The organism is Siccibacter colletis (assembly GCF_000696575.1).
Classification (GTDB): Bacteria; Pseudomonadota; Gammaproteobacteria; order Enterobacterales; family Enterobacteriaceae; genus Siccibacter; species Siccibacter colletis.
On the sequence record NZ_JMSQ01000004.1, the window covers coordinates 106731 to 121259 of the forward strand.

Below are 14529 nucleotides of genomic sequence, written 5' to 3' on the forward strand. Positions count from 1 at the left end.
AAGCTCGCGCACCCGCCGTAACCCTCACTCGCTCAAAAACAGTTCCAGCAGGGAATTGAGGAACAGCTTGCCGTGCTCGGTGATCTGCCAGTGCTGCGCGGTTTCGGTGAGATAGCCCTTCGCCAGCGCCGCATCAATTTGCGGACGGATCACCGCCTCGTCGAGCCCGGTATAGCGAGTAAACTCCTCACGCGGCGCGGCTTCCAGCAGGCGAAAACGGTTCATAAAGAACTCGAACGGCTTATCCTGCGTGGCGACGTCGTGCTGTTTATCCAGATATTTCCCCTGCATAAAGCCGCGCGGATGGCGGGTTTTCGCGGTCCGCACAATGCGCCCGTCCGCCAGCGTCACCTTGCCGTGCGCCCCGCAGCCAATGCCGAGATAATCGCCGAAACGCCAGTAGTTCAGGTTGTGCTGACACTGATAGCCGGGCTTCGCATAGGCGGAGGTTTCATACTGCTGGTAGCCTGCCGCGCGCAGCAGCTGGTCACCCTGTTCAAAGATGGACCACAGCGCGTCGTCGTCCGGCAAGACCGGCGGGCGTGAGCCGAACAGGGTATTTGGCTCGATGGTGAGCTGATACCAGGAGAGGTGCGGAGGGTTGAGGGCAATAGCCTGACGCAGATCGCTGAGCGCCTCTTCCAGCGTCTGATCCGGCAGACCGTGCATCAGGTCGAGGTTGAAACTGCGCAGGCCAAGCCCCTGAGCCAGCTGCGCGGCGCGTTTCGCTTCGTCCGCACCGTGAATACGCCCCAGCCGCGTGAGCTTTGCGTTGTCAAAACTCTGCACCCCAATGGAGATACGGTTCACCCCGGCGCGCTGATACTCGACGAAGCGATCCGCCTCGACGGTGCCAGGGTTGGCCTCCATGGTGATCTCGGCGTCGTGCGCCAGCGACAGCCGCGTCCGTACACCGTCCAGCAGGGTTTGCATCGCCTCGCCCGACAACAGGCTCGGCGTACCGCCCCCGATGAAAATGGTCTTTACCTCACGTCCCTGTGCGTAGTGCACATCGGCATCCAGATCCGCCAGCAGGTGCTGCACGTAGTCGTCGTGCGGCACTTCGCCCTTCAGCGCATGAGAGTTGAAATCGCAGTAGGGGCACTTCTGTACGCACCAGGGAATATGAATATAGAGACTCAGGGGTGGCAAATTAGCCATTACGCATTGCTTCCAGTAAAAGTTTCAGCGCCTGCCCACGATGGGAAACGGCACTTTTTTCTTCACGACTCATTTCCGCCGCGGTTTTACCGGCGGACGGAACGTAAAAAATGGGATCGTAGCCAAAGCCGCCGTCGCCTGCCGGGGCGCGGGTAATTTCACCCGCCCAGCTGCCGTGGCAAACCAGCGGCGTTGGATCGTCCGCATGACGCAGATAAACCAGCACGCAGTGGAACTGTGCCTGGCGCTTGCCGTCCGGCACCGCGTCCAGCGCCGTCAGCAGTTTTTCCAGGTTCTGGCGATCGGAGGCGTCTTCTCCGGCGTAGCGCGCGGAGTAGATCCCCGGCGCGCCGCCGAGAGCATCAACGGCGAGGCCGGAATCGTCGGCGATAGCGGGCAGACCAGTGATCTGCGCCGCGTGACGCGCTTTCAGGATGGCGTTCTCAATGAACGTCAGCCCGGTTTCATCAGCGGACTCCACGCCCAGTTCGGTTTGCGCGACCACATCCAGGCCAAAATCTGCCAGCAGAGAGGCGAGTTCACGCACTTTACCGGCGTTACCGGTAGCGAGGACAACGTTTTGCATAGTAAATCCTTGATCACGAAGTCAGTGCCGCGACGTCAGTCGGGATCTGTTGAGGATGAATAATTTTGACCTGTTTATGGCGGCCCAGTTCGCCTTTTTCAATCACGACCTGGCTTTTCGCCACGCGAAACTGCTTCGCCAGAAACTTCACCAGATGGGCGTTGGCCTGACCATCCACCGGCGGGGCGGTAATGGCGACCTTCAGTTCGTCGCCATGTAAACCAACAATGCTGTCGCGGCTGGCCTTCGGCTGAATGTACAGCCGCAGCACCAGCCCGTCAGGCAACATGTCTACTGCGCTCAAAGCTGGTACCACAGCCCCGGGAACAGGTCCATGCCCAGATAGTTCAGCATGTAGAGAATAAGGATCACCACCATCGCGGAGAAATCGATGCCGCCCATTGCCGGCAGGAAGCGGCGAATCGGTGCCATCATCGGCTCGGTCATCTGCATCAGCACAAACTCAATCGGGCTGCGGCCCTGGCTGACCCAGCTCATGATGGAGCGGATGATGATTACCCAGAACACCATGGTGCCGGCCGCTTTCACCAGCGACAGTAAACCCACCAGCAGGTTAAGCGGATCGAGTGACACTACGCCTGCCTGAATCAGCAGCAGCAGCGGATATTTGATGGTGCAGAGGATAAACGCCAGCAGCAGCGAAGCGGTATCGATCGGCCCGAGCGACGGTAACACGCGACGCAGCGGGCCCACCACCGGCTGGGTCACCTTCACCACAAACTGGGCGAACGGGTTGTAAAAATCGCAGCGCGACCACTGCATCCAGATACGTAACAGCAGCACCATCACGTACAGCTCAATTATGGTTTTGACCAGGAAAGTCAACGTCAGCATGGCATTCCTCAGGAGTTAACGTTAGGGCGAGCAGCGTAATCGCGCGCGCCAAAAATGGCGGTTCCGATGCGTACCATGGTGCTGCCTGCGGCAATCGCGGCGTCCATGTCATCGGTCATGCCTAAAGAAAGGGTATCCACGGACGGATACTGTTGTTTTAGCGCACGGAATGCTACCGCCATTTGATGGGCGACGGCAAACTGCCTGTCGTATGCCGTTTCCGGCGCCGGGATCGCCATCAGACCGCGCAGGCGTACCCCCGGCAGCACGGCTATTTCCGCTGCCAGCGCATCCAGTTCGCTCAGGGTGATACCGGATTTGCTCTGTTCATCGCTGATATTGACCTGAATCAGCACGTTGAGCGGCGGCAGATGAGCCGGGCGCTGCTCGCTGAGGCGGGTGGCAATACGCAAGCGATCAACGGTATGGCACCAGTCAAAATGTTCTGCCACCAGACGACTTTTGTTGGACTGCAGCGGACCGATAAAGTGCCACTGTAGCCCGGTTTGACCGACATCCTGGAAGTGACGGATTTTTTCCACCCCCTCCTGAACATAGTTTTCCCCAAATGCGCGCTGCCCGGCCTCGACCGCTTCTGCGACAGCGCTCGCAGGCTTGGTTTTGCTCACTGCAAGCAGCGTAACTTCTTCTGAAGCCCGGCCGCAACGCTCAGCAGCAGCCGCGATTTTCTCCCTGACCTGTGCCAGGTTATGCGTTATCTCACTCATGGTTCAAGGATGGTCTGCGGAAATGGAAGAAATTGTGGCCCTTAGTGTAAAGCATAACGTCTCGGATCTACACCTGTGCAGCGCCTGGCCCGCACGCTGGCGACGCAGCGGTGTGCTTGAGCCGCTGCCCGGCACCGCTCCCGATCCTCAGAGGCTGCTGGCGGGCTGGCTTAGCCCCGAACAGCAGGCAGCCTTTACCGCTGCAGGCCAGCTCGATTTTGCTGTCACCCTTGCGAGCGGCGCCCGGCTGCGCGCCAACGCATTCCAGCAGCAGGCCGGGTTGTCGCTGGCGCTGCGTCTGCTGCCTGAACGCTGTCCAACCCTCGATACACTGGATGTGCCGCCCGCGCTGGCCGAACGGCTGACGGCGCAGCACGGCATCATCCTGGTTACCGGTGCCACCGGCAGTGGTAAATCCACCACCCTCGCCGCGATGGTGGACTGGCTTAATCAGCGTTTGTCGGGGCATATCCTGACGCTGGAAGATCCGGTGGAGTTTGTTCATACCTCGGTACGCTGCCTGATCCAGCAGCGGGAGATTGGCGTCCATTGCCAGAGCTACGCCGAGGGGCTGCGCGCTGCGCTGCGTGAAGATCCCGATATTATCCTGCTTGGCGAGCTGCGCGATACCGCCACCATCCGGCTGGCGCTTACCGCTGCAGAAACGGGGCACCTGGTGCTGGCAACGTTGCATACCCGGGGAGCGGCCCAGGCGGTGGAACGGCTGGTGGATGTCTTTCCGGCAGAGGAGAAGAGCCTGGTGCGCACGCAGCTTGCCGGTAGCCTGAATGCGGTGCTGGCGCAGAAGCTGGTGCCCGCGACAGGGGGAGGGCGCGTGGCGCTGTATGAATTGCTGATCAATACCACCGCTGTCGCCAGCCTGATCCGCGAAGGAAAAACCCATCAGCTGCCCGGGGTACTACAGACCGGGCAGCAGGCGGGGATGCAAACCTTCGAAGGCAGCCTGGCGCAGCGCCGCCATCAAGGTAAAATGGCCTGACTACCGTGTCTTGTTCAGCTAGCGCAGGTTGAGCGAGTAGAGCGCCGGTAACGCGCCGGCGCTGGCGAGGATCTCCAGTTTGATCTCATGCGCGGGTTCGGGGTGCACCAGGCGATGCTCGCGCACCGAGTGGTGGTTATCATTGACCTCGACAATCAGTGCGCCATTGAGCCACAGGCGATAGCGGTTCACGCAGTGGGGAGTAACCGCGCTGTCATGCCCCATCTGCACGGTTTCCATCGCGTTGTCGAAGTCGTTGTCAAAGATCAGCGTCAGCGTCTGGACGACGGGCGGATCATCCCAGCGCCAGGTGACGGTGGGCGCGCGGTCATCGTCGGCCGGTACCCAGGCGTTGGTATGCTGCTCGGGCCGCAGATGCCCATTGAGCAGATGCTCTGCAGCGTAGCAGCGCAGCGGCGGGTCAAAGGTCAGGGCGGGCATAACCTGATGCGGGCGGCGGCGCGGCAGCCAGAAGTCAAACTCATCCACGCCGTAGTCACCGTCGGCTATCTGGCGGGTATGTTTCGCCACGCGGGCATTGAGGCTGTTAAACACCGTCATCAGGCCGGGAAGCGCAGTATCGGTAAGGGCAATCTCGACGTCTGGCTGCGCCCCGAAGGCGAGAAACAGGTACTGGTCGCGCTCGCTCACCATGTTGAAATCAACCGGCAGTCGCTGTTCCCCGCTGACCTGCAGCGTCTGGCTGGCCAGAGTATGTTCCGGGGTGAAGTTTCCCGGTCGCTCGCTGGCAAGCAGGCTGACGGTGAGCGTCTGGAGGATGCGGCTTCGCAGCGTCAGGCCGATGACGGGCAGGCGCTCTCCGGCTTTAACCGGTAGCAGCAGCGCCATGCGCTCGCTCAGAGCCAGCCAGCTACCGTTAGCCTCCAGGTGCGAAAGCGCGTATTCACTGCTGGTGGTGACCCGTGCCTGGCCCGCCGGATTGTTTAAGCGCTGGCGGGGTATGAAACACCCGGTCGCCTGCAGGTGCTGTTGCAGGTCGCCAATGCGTGCTGGCTCAGCCAGCTGGCGCGGGGAGATCTGCTGCTGATGGCACAGCGCGGCGGCGCGGCCCACCACTTCCCCCAGCAGCCCGCAGGTGCACATCACTCTGGCGCTGCCGAAGGCGACGTGGCTGGCGGAGATGAGGCGGCCAGTGAGGAAAAGATTGCTCAGCGAGCGGCTGTACAGGCTGCGAAACGGGATAGTGTAGGTACCTTTGCTGTGAAACTGACGGCAGCCATCGTGGGTGCTGTAGACCCCGTCTGCCGGGTGCAGGTCGATGGACCAGCCGCCGTAGCCGACGGCATCATAGTGGTCGCGTTGCTCGATGATGTCCTGCTGGCACAGCAGATGGTCGCCCATAAAGCGGCGGCTTTCGCGCTTGCCGGGAATAGCGCCCACCCACTCGATCGTCATGTTGTCGGCTTCGGGGAAGTCACCGGAATTTTTAATGTAGTTCCAGACGCCCCAGACGATTTTCCACAGCTCCCACTTGATGGTTTCGCTTTCATGCACGGTGTCGAGGCGTCCTCCCCACTCCAGCCACCACAGGTCACAGCCGTTGAGGGTCGAGGTTAGCCGCTTATAGCGCGGGATAGCGGTGATGTCCTGCAATGCGAAAGAGGGCGGGACAAAGTTGACCGGGCCGGAGGTCTGTTTCGTGTAAAAGTAGATGGAGTGTCCGAGCTTATGGCCGAAGCTGTCGCCGGGTGCCATCTTCTCGCCCAGCTCCGCCTGTTCTTCTGCACCTTCCCGGTATTCAGCACCCGCCAGATAGCCGAGCACGCCGTCGCCGGTAGCATCGCAAAACTGGAGAGCCTCAATATCGTAAAAGGTCTCATTGATGGGGTTGAAGCCGCAGGCGCCGGTAATGCGTTCGCCTGCGGTAACGACCTCAAACAGGGCGGTGTTGAGCAGCAGCGTCAGGCCGGGCTGGCTGCGTGCCAGGTCGAGCAGCACCAGGTCGAACATCACCGGGTTGCCCTCCTTGTTGCGCCACAGGTTCTCTTCGAGGATCTCGCCCATAATGCCGCCTTCGCGTGCCCAGCGGTTATTGTTACCCATGTGAGAGGTGGCCCCGTTGGCCCAGAGCCGCACTTCGCTGGAGGCGTTGCCGCCGAGCACCGGCCTGTCCTGTACCAGCACCACCTCCAGGCCATCGCGCGCGGCGGCGAGAGCCGCGCACAGCCCGGAAAGTCCGCCACCGGCAACCAGCAGATCGGCCTTCAGACGCTGGCGCGGAAAATGGCGGGCATCGGTTTGCTGAAAGATTTTCATAAACTGGTATCCTCTGGACTGGTTAAACATGTACCCGTTACGCGAAGCCCGCTATGTCATCACAACCAAACCAAAGTCTGATTGATGGTATCCGTTGCCTGCAGTACCTGGTTTCCAGCGGCAGGGCTATCGGCTGCCGCGAACTTGCCCGCCTGATGGGCATCAATACCACCCGCGTTAACCGCCTGCTGATGAGCATGGCTTCTATCGGTCTCACTACCCAGGACGAACAGCGCCGCTATCTGCCGGGGCCGGGTATTCATGCGCTTGCCGCTCAGGCCATTCGCGGCTCGGCGCTGTTTTCCCAGGCGCTGCCGCTGCTTGAGCGCCACGCGCCAAAAGATGTCGTCGTGGCGATGGGCGTGCTGTGGGAGGACCAGGTCATCTACATCTATCACTCTGAACCCGGCTCCCAGGTCAGCCAGGCGCTGGCCGGATTCCACATGCTGCCGGCGTGGCAGTCGGTGATCGGCATGTCGCTGCTGGCCGCCGAGCCGGATGACGCTCTACAGGCGCGATTTAGCCCGGAGCAGTGGCAGCACCTGCAGCCGCACCTTGAACAGCAGCGCGCCACCGGGCACGTCATCTGGCGACACGACGATGGCGAAGTCTCCATGGCGACGACATTGGGGGCTCATAAAGCAGCCCTGGCGTTAGCCGGTATGTGGAACATCCCGGAGCACACTCTCAACGATCGGCTTAGCGAACTGCTGGCGCTCAGCGCCCGGCTGGGTGAAACATAACGCATCGCGGGTAGTCATAATGTTTCTTTTATAGAAACATTATGGCAAAAGCAAAACGCCCGCGCTGAATTTGTGATCCCAGCGCGGGCTTTTATCGGGAATTGACCGGGCGCAACGGCCCGGTTGAGGATCAGGCGTGCTGCGCGAAATAGCTTTCGAGGATAACCACCGCCGAAGCGGAATCAACGCTGCCTTTGTTCAGGGCGCGAAAACCGCCGTTTTCGAACAGGCCGGCGCGCGCTTCCACAGTACTGAGGCGCTCGTCGTGCAGCGTAACGGCCACGCCAAAACGGCCATGCACGCGATTGGCAAAGGTGCGGGCGCGGGCGGTAAGCGGCTGTTCGGTGCCATCCATGTTCAACGGCAGGCCGACGATCACTTCGTCCGGCTGCCACTCTTTAAGCAGCCTTTCAATCTGCGTCCAGTCGGGGTTGCCGTTGTTGGCTTTCAGCGCCGTCAGCGGGCGGGCGGTGCCGGTGATACGCTGGCCAATCGCCACGCCAATACTTTTGGTACCAAAATCGAAGCTCAGCAGAGTACCGCTCATCAGGCGTGACCTGCATCGACGGGCATCGTCTGAATATCAATCCCAATCAGTTTTGCCGCCTCGCGCCAGCGGTCGGCAATTGGCACCTTAAACAGGATGTTGAGATCTGCCGGGGCGGTCAGCCAGGCGTTTTCCAGAATCTCTTCCTCAAGCTGTCCTTTCTCCCACGACGAATAGCCAAGCGCAACAATCACTTCCGAAGGCTGCGTCGGCGTACCCAGGGTTTCCAGCACATCGCGCGAGGTGGTGATGATGGTGTTGTCAGAGATACGAATACTGGAGGAGAAATTATCCGGCGGCGTGTGGAGTATAAAGCCGCGATCTTCCGCCAGCGGGCCGCCGACAAACACCGGTTTGTCGAGGCGAATCGCCGGATCGCGCCCTTCGGGTTTGATCTTCAGCTTATCAAGCACCCCTTCGACCTTCAGGTTTTCCAGAGGCTTGTTGATGATGATGCCCATCGCACCGTCGTCGTTGTATTCGCAAATGTAAACCACGGAACGTTTGAATAGCGGGTCCTGGAGGCCAGGCATGGCAATAAGAAAGTGATGCTGTAAATTCATTGTCACAGGTTCAGTAGTCCCGGTTGAAAAAACGACAGTTTAGTATGCGGGGAAAGCAGCGGTATGTCACTAGCCAGCGCTAAGACGACGCGGAAGGGCCAGCATGGCTGGCATTCTGGCCCTGTAAGCCGCGTCTGAAAGGGTTACTTCGCCAGACGCGCTTCGATGGCGTCCATCAGCATGCCGGTGATGGAAACCGGGAACGCGGCTTCGATTTCACGGATGCAGGTCGGGCTGGTGACGTTAATCTCGGTCAGGCGATCGCCGATGATGTCGAGGCCAACAAAAATCAGGCCTTTGGCTTTCAGCGTCGGACCAACGCGACGGGCGATCTCCCAGTCGCTGTCGGTCAGCGGACGGGCTTCGCCACGCCCTCCTGCCGCCAGGTTACCGCGGGTTTCGCCGCCTTGCGGGATACGTGCCAGGCAGTACGGCACCGGCTCACCATCCACCACCAGCACGCGCTTGTCGCCATCAACAATGGCTGGCAGATAGTTCTGCGCCATGCAGTAGCGGGTTCCCAGCTCGGTCAGGGTCTCGGCAATCACGCCGATGTTCGGGTCGCCCTCTTTGACGCGGAAGATCGACGCGCCGCCCATGCCGTCCAGCGGTTTCATGATGATGTCGCCGTGCTGCTGCCAGAACGCTTTCAGCTGCGCCTTATTGCGCGTCACCAGGGTGTGCGGCGTGAGGTCGGCAAACCAGGCGGTGAACAGTTTTTCGTTGCAGTCGCGCAGGCTCTGGGGTTTGTTGACGATCAGCGTGCCTTGCTCTTCCGCGCGCTCAAGAATGTAGGTCGCGTAGATAAACTCGGTGTCAAACGGCGGATCTTTACGCATCAGAATGACGTCGAGATCCGCCAGCGCCACATCCTGCTCGCTGGTGAATTCGTACCACTTATCGTAGTTCTGTTCGACGCTCAGCGTGCGCGTGCGAGCGTGTGCCACACCATCGTTCAGCCAGAGATCCGCCATCTCCATGTAGTGCAGCTCGTAGCCGCGACGCTGCGCTTCCAGCAGCATGGCGAAGCTTGAGTCTTTTTTGATGTTGATGGAAGCGATGGGGTCCATCACGATGCCGAGCTTAATCATTGTTGTTCTCCTGTAAAGCTGAAGCGTAAGGCGTCACGGTTGCAGCGCGCCGCGCCTGACGTTCAGGTTCAGCCCAGATCGCCAAACCGCACCTGTAGCGCGGTAATAGCGGTGAGCGCGGTCGTCTCTGTGCGCAAAACGCGTGGTCCTAACAGAATATCAGTAAACGCATGCTCTGCGGTCATGGCAATTTCATCGGCGCTCAGGCCGCCTTCGGGGCCGATCAGCAGGCGTACCCGCGTCACCGGCTGGCTCAGGGTGTTGATGCTTGCCTGCGCACGCGGGTGCAGATTCAGTTTCAGGGCATCGTCCTGCTCGGCGCACCAGGCTTCCAGATCCATCGCCGGACGGATTTCCGGAATGCGGTTGCGGCCACTCTGCTCGCAGGCGGCGATGGCAATCTTCTGCCACTGCTGGATCTTCTTATTCAGGCGCTCGGCGTCCAGCTTCACACCGCAACGTTCGGAGAACAGCGGAGTGATGACGTCCACGCCCAGCTCAATCGATTTCTGAATCGTGAACTCCATCTTTTCGCCGCGGGACATCACCTGCCCCAGATGCAGATGCAGCGGGGACTCCCGGTCGTCCAGCGCGGCGCTCAGCACCTTCACCTGCACGCTTTTCTTATCCGAGCGTACGATCTCCGCCTCGAAAACCTGATTACTGCCGTCAAACAGCTGCAGTGCCTGCCCGGCGCTCATGCGCAGGACGCGACCTACATGGTTAGCGGCGTCATCGCTCAGGGCGATCTCAGCGCCGACGGTAAGCGGCTCCGGGTGATGGATGCGGGGAATGCGCATGGCGTCTGTTATCCGTGTCGAAAGGCGCGGGGCGGAAGGCAATGCTGCCCCGGCGCGCAGTTAATCAAAGTGGACGCTAGTGTAGGTTACCCCTTTTGCGCCTGGCAAGCCCGCAGCACATAAGGGTTATGGTTGCCCTGCACGCGAGCGATACGCGCATCACGCAGGCACTCCCAGGCGCTCACCGGGTAGAGCTTATCCCAGGCGGTAAACAGCTGGGTCTGCTGGCGCGAGAGCGACAGTTTGTACTGGTCGCGCATATAGAAGTAGGTGCGGGCGATGGAGCCACGGGCGCGGGCCGGCGGCTCAGCCAGCTTCGCTTTGAAGTCCACTTTCATCGGGCACTGGCCGTACTGGCCTTCACCGCCGTTCCACTGGCTGTACATGAAGTTGCCGCGATCGCCGTTTACTTCGCCGACCGCAGGCTGCAGGTTGTGCATATCGCTCTCAATCTGGCGGTAAACCGGGTCTTTGGCGCAGTTTTTACGCCCGCCGTCCTGCCAGCACTGGCGCTGGTGACCAAATTGCCATGCCGGTACCACGTGCTCCCACTCGATGCGGCTGGCGCGGTTGGCGTTCTTACGCACTTTATAGCCGCAGGACGCCAGATCGACGACGCCTTTCTTGCCGTGCCAGTCAATTTTACAGCCGCAGTAAAAATCCCCCGGCGCGTCGGCGTTGATTTTTACCCCGGCGGCTTTGGCCTGAGAGAAGCTGTTAATCCCCTGGCTGAGGGCCGGGAGAGCGAAGAGTGTGGCGGATAACGCCAGAACAGAAATGCCGATACGTAACATGGCAGACTCCTTGTCAAAACGAGCCCGCACCGTAACCACAGACGGCGTTTGTTGCAATCAATAACCGCTGAAAATTTCCAGATCGGAGGCGGCGTTATGACGCCTCGTCGGAATGGGGGGTAAGACGGTTGCCGCACTGGGTGCAGCGGTATTCGGTTTCGCCGCGCAGCACGCGATTATGGCGACGGATGGTCAGCTGGTGCAGCTGGCAGCCGCAGTGGTAGGGGAAGGTATTCGCGCGTACTGACGCCACTTCGAAACGATGAGTGCGCTGCGCAGGCACGCCGAGCACGCTCTCCATCATCCACTTCCACTCTTTGCCATGCGGGGCCACGCGGCCAAAATGCTTCCACACCAGCAGGTGCGCCAGCTCGTGCGGTACCACTTCCTCAACAAACGCCTGCTGATTTTCCAGCATCAGCACCGGGTTAAGGCGAATCTCATAGGGTTCCAGCCAGGCGGTGCCCGCAGCGGTGCCGCGCTGCTGATAAACCACGCTGGGTTCAGGATAGTTGCGCCCCAGATGCTGATTGGCGAGGGCGAGCTTTTCGCGCAGGCTGCGCATAACGGCCTGCTGAAGCGCGATGGGAAGACGAGGCGTTTTCATAGCGAGGGAGAATAACGTCTCGTGCGCATATTGACAATCTCCGTTATTAGTAGCGATTTGTGCGCTGCCGATAATTAATCAGGATCGTTCTTTTTAAACCCTGGACTAATAATATTCATTAACATTGTAGGCGTTCATGTAATTAATGAGGCGGGGTGGCTATTAATATTTTGCGTGAAAAGTCACAGTAAATATCAGGGCTGTTTAATTAAATGGGTGGGCGCAAAATATCTGTGATTGTAATTAACAGGAAACGTTAAGGGATATTTATGAAAATAAGAGGATGGCTTTTGGCATTAATTATTTCAGGGAGCTCGCCTGCGGCGATAGCGGATGAGTACCTTTCTGACTGGTGGCACCAGAGCCTGAACGTTATTGGCCGCTACCATACCCGCTTCGGCCCGATATTAACTAACGATCTGTATCCGGAATACACCGCATTTGGTAAAAAGGAGTGGTTTGATTTTTACGGCTACGTCGATATTCCTAAATTCTTCGGCGTTGGCAATACCCCGGACCACGGGGCGTGGGATGACGGCTCGCCGCTGTTCCTGGAAATTGAACCGCGTTTTTCTATTGATAAACTCACCGGCACCTTGCTGGCGTTCGGCCCGTTTAAAGAGTGGTATATTGCGAACGACTACGTTTATGACATGGGGGATAACCAGGCCTCCAGGCAAAGCACCTGGTACATGGGGTTAGGCACCGATATCGCTACCGGGTTGCCGATGACGCTGGCGCTAAACGTGTATGCCAAATACCAATGGCAAAACTATGCCGCCGCCAATGAGAATGAGTGGGATGGGTATCGGGTGAAAGTTAAATATGGCATTCCCATCGGCACCCTGTGGGGCGCGCAGTTTTCCTATATTGGCTTCACCAATTTTGATTTTGGCTCGGAATTAGGTGACAGGGATAGTGCACGCACCAATGATTCCATCGCGTCGTCCCATATTCTGGCCCTCAACTGGACGCACTGGAAAACGGCCGTAACGGCGCGCTATTTCCATAATGGTGGCCAGTGGAAAAATAATGCGACGCTCAATTTCGGTGACGGGGAGTTTAGCGTTCATGCGACCGGATGGGCCGGATACTTTACGGTGGGGTATGCGTTTTAAGCTGCGCGGATAAAAAAAGGGATGCCTGAGCATCCCTTGTTAACGTTAATCGCGAGAACCGATATCGCGCAGGCGACGCCCCTTCATCAGGTTGCGTTCGATGTGCTCCAGCGAGATATGCTTGGTTTCCGGCACCAGCCACAGAGTCAACACGATAAAGAACAGGTTCAGGCCAGCATACACCCAGAAGGTGTTGGCATTACCCAGCGTGTTGAGCATGGTCAGGAAGGTAGCACCGACGATCATGTTGGCAATCCAGTTGGTCGCGGTGGAGAGCGTAATACCAAAATCGCGGCCTTTCAGCGGCTGGATCTCAGAGCACAGTACCCAAATCAGCGGACCGGCGCTCATCGCAAAACCAATGATAAACATCAGCAGCATGGCGACCGCGAAGTACTGGGCGGTGGCGGAGTGAATGCCGATGTGCATCATGGTGCCCAGAATACCCATACCGGAAGCCATCACGATGAAGCCCAGAATCAGCGTCGGCTTACGGCCCCAGCGGTCTACCAGGCCGATAGCGATGAAGGTTGCCAGCACGTTAGTCAGACCCACGATAACCGTACCCCACATCTGCTCGGTGGTGTTGCTGTAACCCGCCAGTTCAAAGATTTTCGGCGCGTAATACATGATGACGTTCATCCCGGTAAACTGCTGCATCACCTGCAGCAGCACGCCGAGGAACACCGCACGACGGAAGTTGCTGTTCTCTTTGAACAGCGCCCAGCCGCTCTGTTTTACCTTCAGGCTTTCACGGATCTCTTCCAGCTCGCGTTTAGCTTCAGCGCTGGAATCACGCAGCTTCAGCAGCACGCGCTCTGCGTCGTGGAAGCGACGTTTTGCAGCGAACCAGCGCGGGCTGTCCGGCAGGAAGAACACGCCGATGAGCAGCAGCAGAGCCGGAATCGTGATGATACCCAGCATCCAGCGCCATGCACCGCTGTAGCTGAACGCGGTATCGGACAGGTAGGCACCCAGAATACCGATGGTGATCATCAGCTGATACATGGAGATCATACTGCCGCGGATTTTCTCCGGCGCGATCTCAGAGAGATAGAGCGGCGCGGTGTAGGAGGCGATACCTACAGCCAGGCCGAGCAGCACGCGGGAGATAATCAGCACTTCGACGTTCGGCGCAGCGGCAGAGCAGAGAGAGCCGATAACGAACAGCACCGCGCCAATCATCAGGCTGTACTTACGTCCAAGACGTGAAGAGAGCCAGCCGCTGCCGACGGCACCAACGGCGGCGCCGAACATCATTGAACTGACCACCCACTCCTGCTGGTGCGGTGTGATCTGAAAATCTTCAGTAATGAAGGGTAATGCGCCGGCAATGACGCCAATATCCAGGCCAAATAACAGTCCCGCCAGGGCTGCGAGAAAACAGACAAAGAACGTCATGCTCTTGTTAGAACGCCCCTGTTTTTTATTGTCAGGCATTGTGCCCTCCAGTTGGGTTATCACTTATGTCGGTGTAAAGGGTAGGTTAGCGCAGCGTAAAGTTATGTGAAGTTAATCACATAGGTGTAATCGGTTACACTGTGTATGTTTTCCAAAATCCTGAAATACGCTTGTAATACAGCTGCTTATTATACAGGAAGCGAAGCGGAGTGTTACAAAATCAGACTATACCGAACGGGGATGTAACAAAAAGCGGTG

Annotated in this window: 16 protein-coding genes; 3 read left to right on the forward strand and 13 right to left on the reverse strand. The window is 58.8% G+C overall.

From position 1 onward, the window contains the following. Positions 1 to 24: 24 nt before the first annotated feature. Genes hemW through ET34_RS0103945 form a run of 5 tightly spaced genes read right to left on the reverse strand, consistent with a single transcriptional unit; the run spans position 25 to position 3330 of the window. Positions 25 to 1161, reverse strand: coding sequence for a radical SAM family heme chaperone HemW (gene hemW, locus ET34_RS0103925; protein WP_031519640.1), 1137 nt, complete (start codon positions 1159 to 1161; stop codon positions 25 to 27). Next, positions 1154 to 1747 carry an XTP/dITP diphosphatase gene (locus ET34_RS0103930; RefSeq protein WP_031519642.1) on the reverse strand — a complete coding sequence of 198 codons (594 nt, stop codon included), beginning with the start codon at positions 1745 to 1747 and terminating at the stop codon, positions 1154 to 1156. Before ET34_RS0103930 ends, hemW begins: the two co-directional genes overlap by 8 nt. A gap of 13 nt (positions 1748 to 1760) precedes the next feature. Then, a complete protein-coding gene (gene yggU / locus ET34_RS0103935) occupies positions 1761 to 2051 on the reverse strand; it encodes a DUF167 family protein YggU (RefSeq protein ID WP_031519643.1) in 291 nt (96 codons plus the stop codon). After that, a complete protein-coding gene (locus tag ET34_RS0103940; protein ID WP_031519645.1) occupies positions 2048 to 2602 on the reverse strand; it encodes a YggT family protein in 555 nt (184 codons plus the stop codon). Before ET34_RS0103940 ends, yggU begins: the two co-directional genes overlap by 4 nt. Positions 2603 to 2610: 8 nt before the next feature. Beyond that, positions 2611 to 3330, reverse strand: a complete 720-nt coding sequence (locus tag ET34_RS0103945; protein ID WP_031519647.1) for a YggS family pyridoxal phosphate-dependent enzyme — start codon at positions 3328 to 3330, stop codon at positions 2611 to 2613. On the opposite strand from ET34_RS0103945, the gene ET34_RS0103950 reads away from it, so the two are divergent. Next, positions 3329 to 4330 carry a type IV pilus twitching motility protein PilT gene (locus tag ET34_RS0103950; protein ID WP_031519648.1) on the forward strand — a complete coding sequence of 334 codons (1002 nt, stop codon included), beginning with the start codon at positions 3329 to 3331 and terminating at the stop codon, positions 4328 to 4330. The two genes, ET34_RS0103945 and ET34_RS0103950, sit on opposite strands and share 2 nt — an antisense overlap. Positions 4331 to 4348: 18 nt before the next feature. Here the strand turns inward: ET34_RS0103950 and ET34_RS0103955 are convergent, their stop codons facing one another. Beyond that, on the reverse strand, positions 4349 to 6607 hold the full coding sequence (locus ET34_RS0103955) for an FAD-dependent oxidoreductase (protein ID WP_031519650.1): 2259 nt from the start codon (positions 6605 to 6607) through the stop codon (positions 4349 to 4351). A gap of 53 nt (positions 6608 to 6660) precedes the next feature. Between ET34_RS0103955 and ET34_RS0103960 the strand changes: the two genes are divergently transcribed. Then, positions 6661 to 7350 (forward strand): IclR family transcriptional regulator domain-containing protein, encoded by a 690-nt coding sequence (locus ET34_RS0103960; RefSeq protein WP_031519652.1) that lies wholly within the window; start codon positions 6661 to 6663, stop codon positions 7348 to 7350. 130 nt (positions 7351 to 7480) lie between these two features. On the opposite strand, the gene ruvX is transcribed toward ET34_RS0103960, so the two are convergent. The 6 genes from ruvX to ET34_RS0103990 all read right to left on the reverse strand — a co-directional run bounded on the left by ruvX (position 7481) and on the right by ET34_RS0103990 (position 11752). Then, positions 7481 to 7897 carry a Holliday junction resolvase RuvX gene (gene ruvX / locus ET34_RS0103965; protein WP_031519654.1) on the reverse strand — a complete coding sequence of 139 codons (417 nt, stop codon included), beginning with the start codon at positions 7895 to 7897 and terminating at the stop codon, positions 7481 to 7483. Beyond that, positions 7897 to 8460: a YqgE/AlgH family protein gene (locus tag ET34_RS0103970; protein ID WP_031519655.1), complete on the reverse strand. Its 564-nt coding sequence runs from the start codon at positions 8458 to 8460 to the stop codon at positions 7897 to 7899. The genes ruvX and ET34_RS0103970 overlap by 1 nt, the downstream gene beginning before the upstream one ends. Before the next feature lie 143 nt (positions 8461 to 8603). Beyond that, positions 8604 to 9551: a glutathione synthase gene (gshB, locus tag ET34_RS0103975; protein ID WP_031519657.1), complete on the reverse strand. Its 948-nt coding sequence runs from the start codon at positions 9549 to 9551 to the stop codon at positions 8604 to 8606. A 68-nt stretch (positions 9552 to 9619) separates the two neighbouring features. Continuing rightward, on the reverse strand, positions 9620 to 10351 hold the full coding sequence (gene rsmE / locus ET34_RS0103980) for a 16S rRNA (uracil(1498)-N(3))-methyltransferase (protein ID WP_031519659.1): 732 nt from the start codon (positions 10349 to 10351) through the stop codon (positions 9620 to 9622). Positions 10352 to 10437: 86 nt separating this feature from the next. Next, entirely contained in the window at positions 10438 to 11145 is a 708-nt protein-coding gene (gene endA, locus ET34_RS0103985) for a deoxyribonuclease I (RefSeq protein WP_031519660.1), read from the reverse strand. Positions 11146 to 11239: 94 nt separating this feature from the next. Beyond that, positions 11240 to 11752 carry a SprT family zinc-dependent metalloprotease gene (locus ET34_RS0103990; protein ID WP_031519662.1) on the reverse strand — a complete coding sequence of 171 codons (513 nt, stop codon included), beginning with the start codon at positions 11750 to 11752 and terminating at the stop codon, positions 11240 to 11242. Positions 11753 to 12021: 269 nt separating this feature from the next. Here ET34_RS0103990 and ET34_RS0103995 point away from each other — a divergent pair, with 269 nt between their 5' ends. Continuing rightward, a complete protein-coding gene (locus ET34_RS0103995) occupies positions 12022 to 12870 on the forward strand; it encodes a nucleoside-specific channel-forming protein Tsx (RefSeq protein WP_081826897.1) in 849 nt (282 codons plus the stop codon). A 45-nt stretch (positions 12871 to 12915) separates the two neighbouring features. Here ET34_RS0103995 and ET34_RS0104000 read toward each other — a convergent pair whose 3' ends face one another. Continuing rightward, positions 12916 to 14310, reverse strand: coding sequence for a sugar porter family MFS transporter (locus ET34_RS0104000; protein ID WP_031519665.1), 1395 nt, complete (start codon positions 14308 to 14310; stop codon positions 12916 to 12918). Positions 14311 to 14529 lie beyond the last annotated feature (219 nt).

Bases quoted from the DNA above. Each gene is read 5' to 3' on its own strand.
- ET34_RS0103950 (WP_031519648.1), top strand. From the start codon at position 3,329: ATGGTTCAAGGATGGTCTGCGGAAATGGAAGAAATTGTGGCCCTTAGT.
- rsmE (WP_031519659.1), bottom strand. From the start codon at position 10,351: ATGCGCATTCCCCGCATCCATCACCCGGAGCCGCTTACCGTCGGCGCT.
- endA (WP_031519660.1), bottom strand. From the start codon at position 11,145: ATGTTACGTATCGGCATTTCTGTTCTGGCGTTATCCGCCACACTCTTC.
- ET34_RS0103995 (WP_081826897.1), top strand. From the start codon at position 12,022: ATGAAAATAAGAGGATGGCTTTTGGCATTAATTATTTCAGGGAGCTCG.
- ET34_RS0103930 (WP_031519642.1), bottom strand. From the start codon at position 1,747: ATGCAAAACGTTGTCCTCGCTACCGGTAACGCCGGTAAAGTGCGTGAA.
- ET34_RS0103940 (WP_031519645.1), bottom strand. From the start codon at position 2,602: ATGCTGACGTTGACTTTCCTGGTCAAAACCATAATTGAGCTGTACGTG.
- ET34_RS0104000 (WP_031519665.1), bottom strand. From the start codon at position 14,310: ATGCCTGACAATAAAAAACAGGGGCGTTCTAACAAGAGCATGACGTTC.
- ET34_RS0103955 (WP_031519650.1), bottom strand. From the start codon at position 6,607: ATGAAAATCTTTCAGCAAACCGATGCCCGCCATTTTCCGCGCCAGCGT.
- ET34_RS0103960 (WP_031519652.1), top strand. From the start codon at position 6,661: ATGTCATCACAACCAAACCAAAGTCTGATTGATGGTATCCGTTGCCTG.
- ruvX (WP_031519654.1), bottom strand. From the start codon at position 7,897: ATGAGCGGTACTCTGCTGAGCTTCGATTTTGGTACCAAAAGTATTGGC.
- ET34_RS0103990 (WP_031519662.1), bottom strand. From the start codon at position 11,752: ATGAAAACGCCTCGTCTTCCCATCGCGCTTCAGCAGGCCGTTATGCGC.
- hemW (WP_031519640.1), bottom strand. From the start codon at position 1,161: ATGGCTAATTTGCCACCCCTGAGTCTCTATATTCATATTCCCTGGTGC.
- gshB (WP_031519657.1), bottom strand. From the start codon at position 9,551: ATGATTAAGCTCGGCATCGTGATGGACCCCATCGCTTCCATCAACATC.
- ET34_RS0103945 (WP_031519647.1), bottom strand. From the start codon at position 3,330: ATGAGTGAGATAACGCATAACCTGGCACAGGTCAGGGAGAAAATCGCG.
- ET34_RS0103970 (WP_031519655.1), bottom strand. From the start codon at position 8,460: ATGAATTTACAGCATCACTTTCTTATTGCCATGCCTGGCCTCCAGGAC.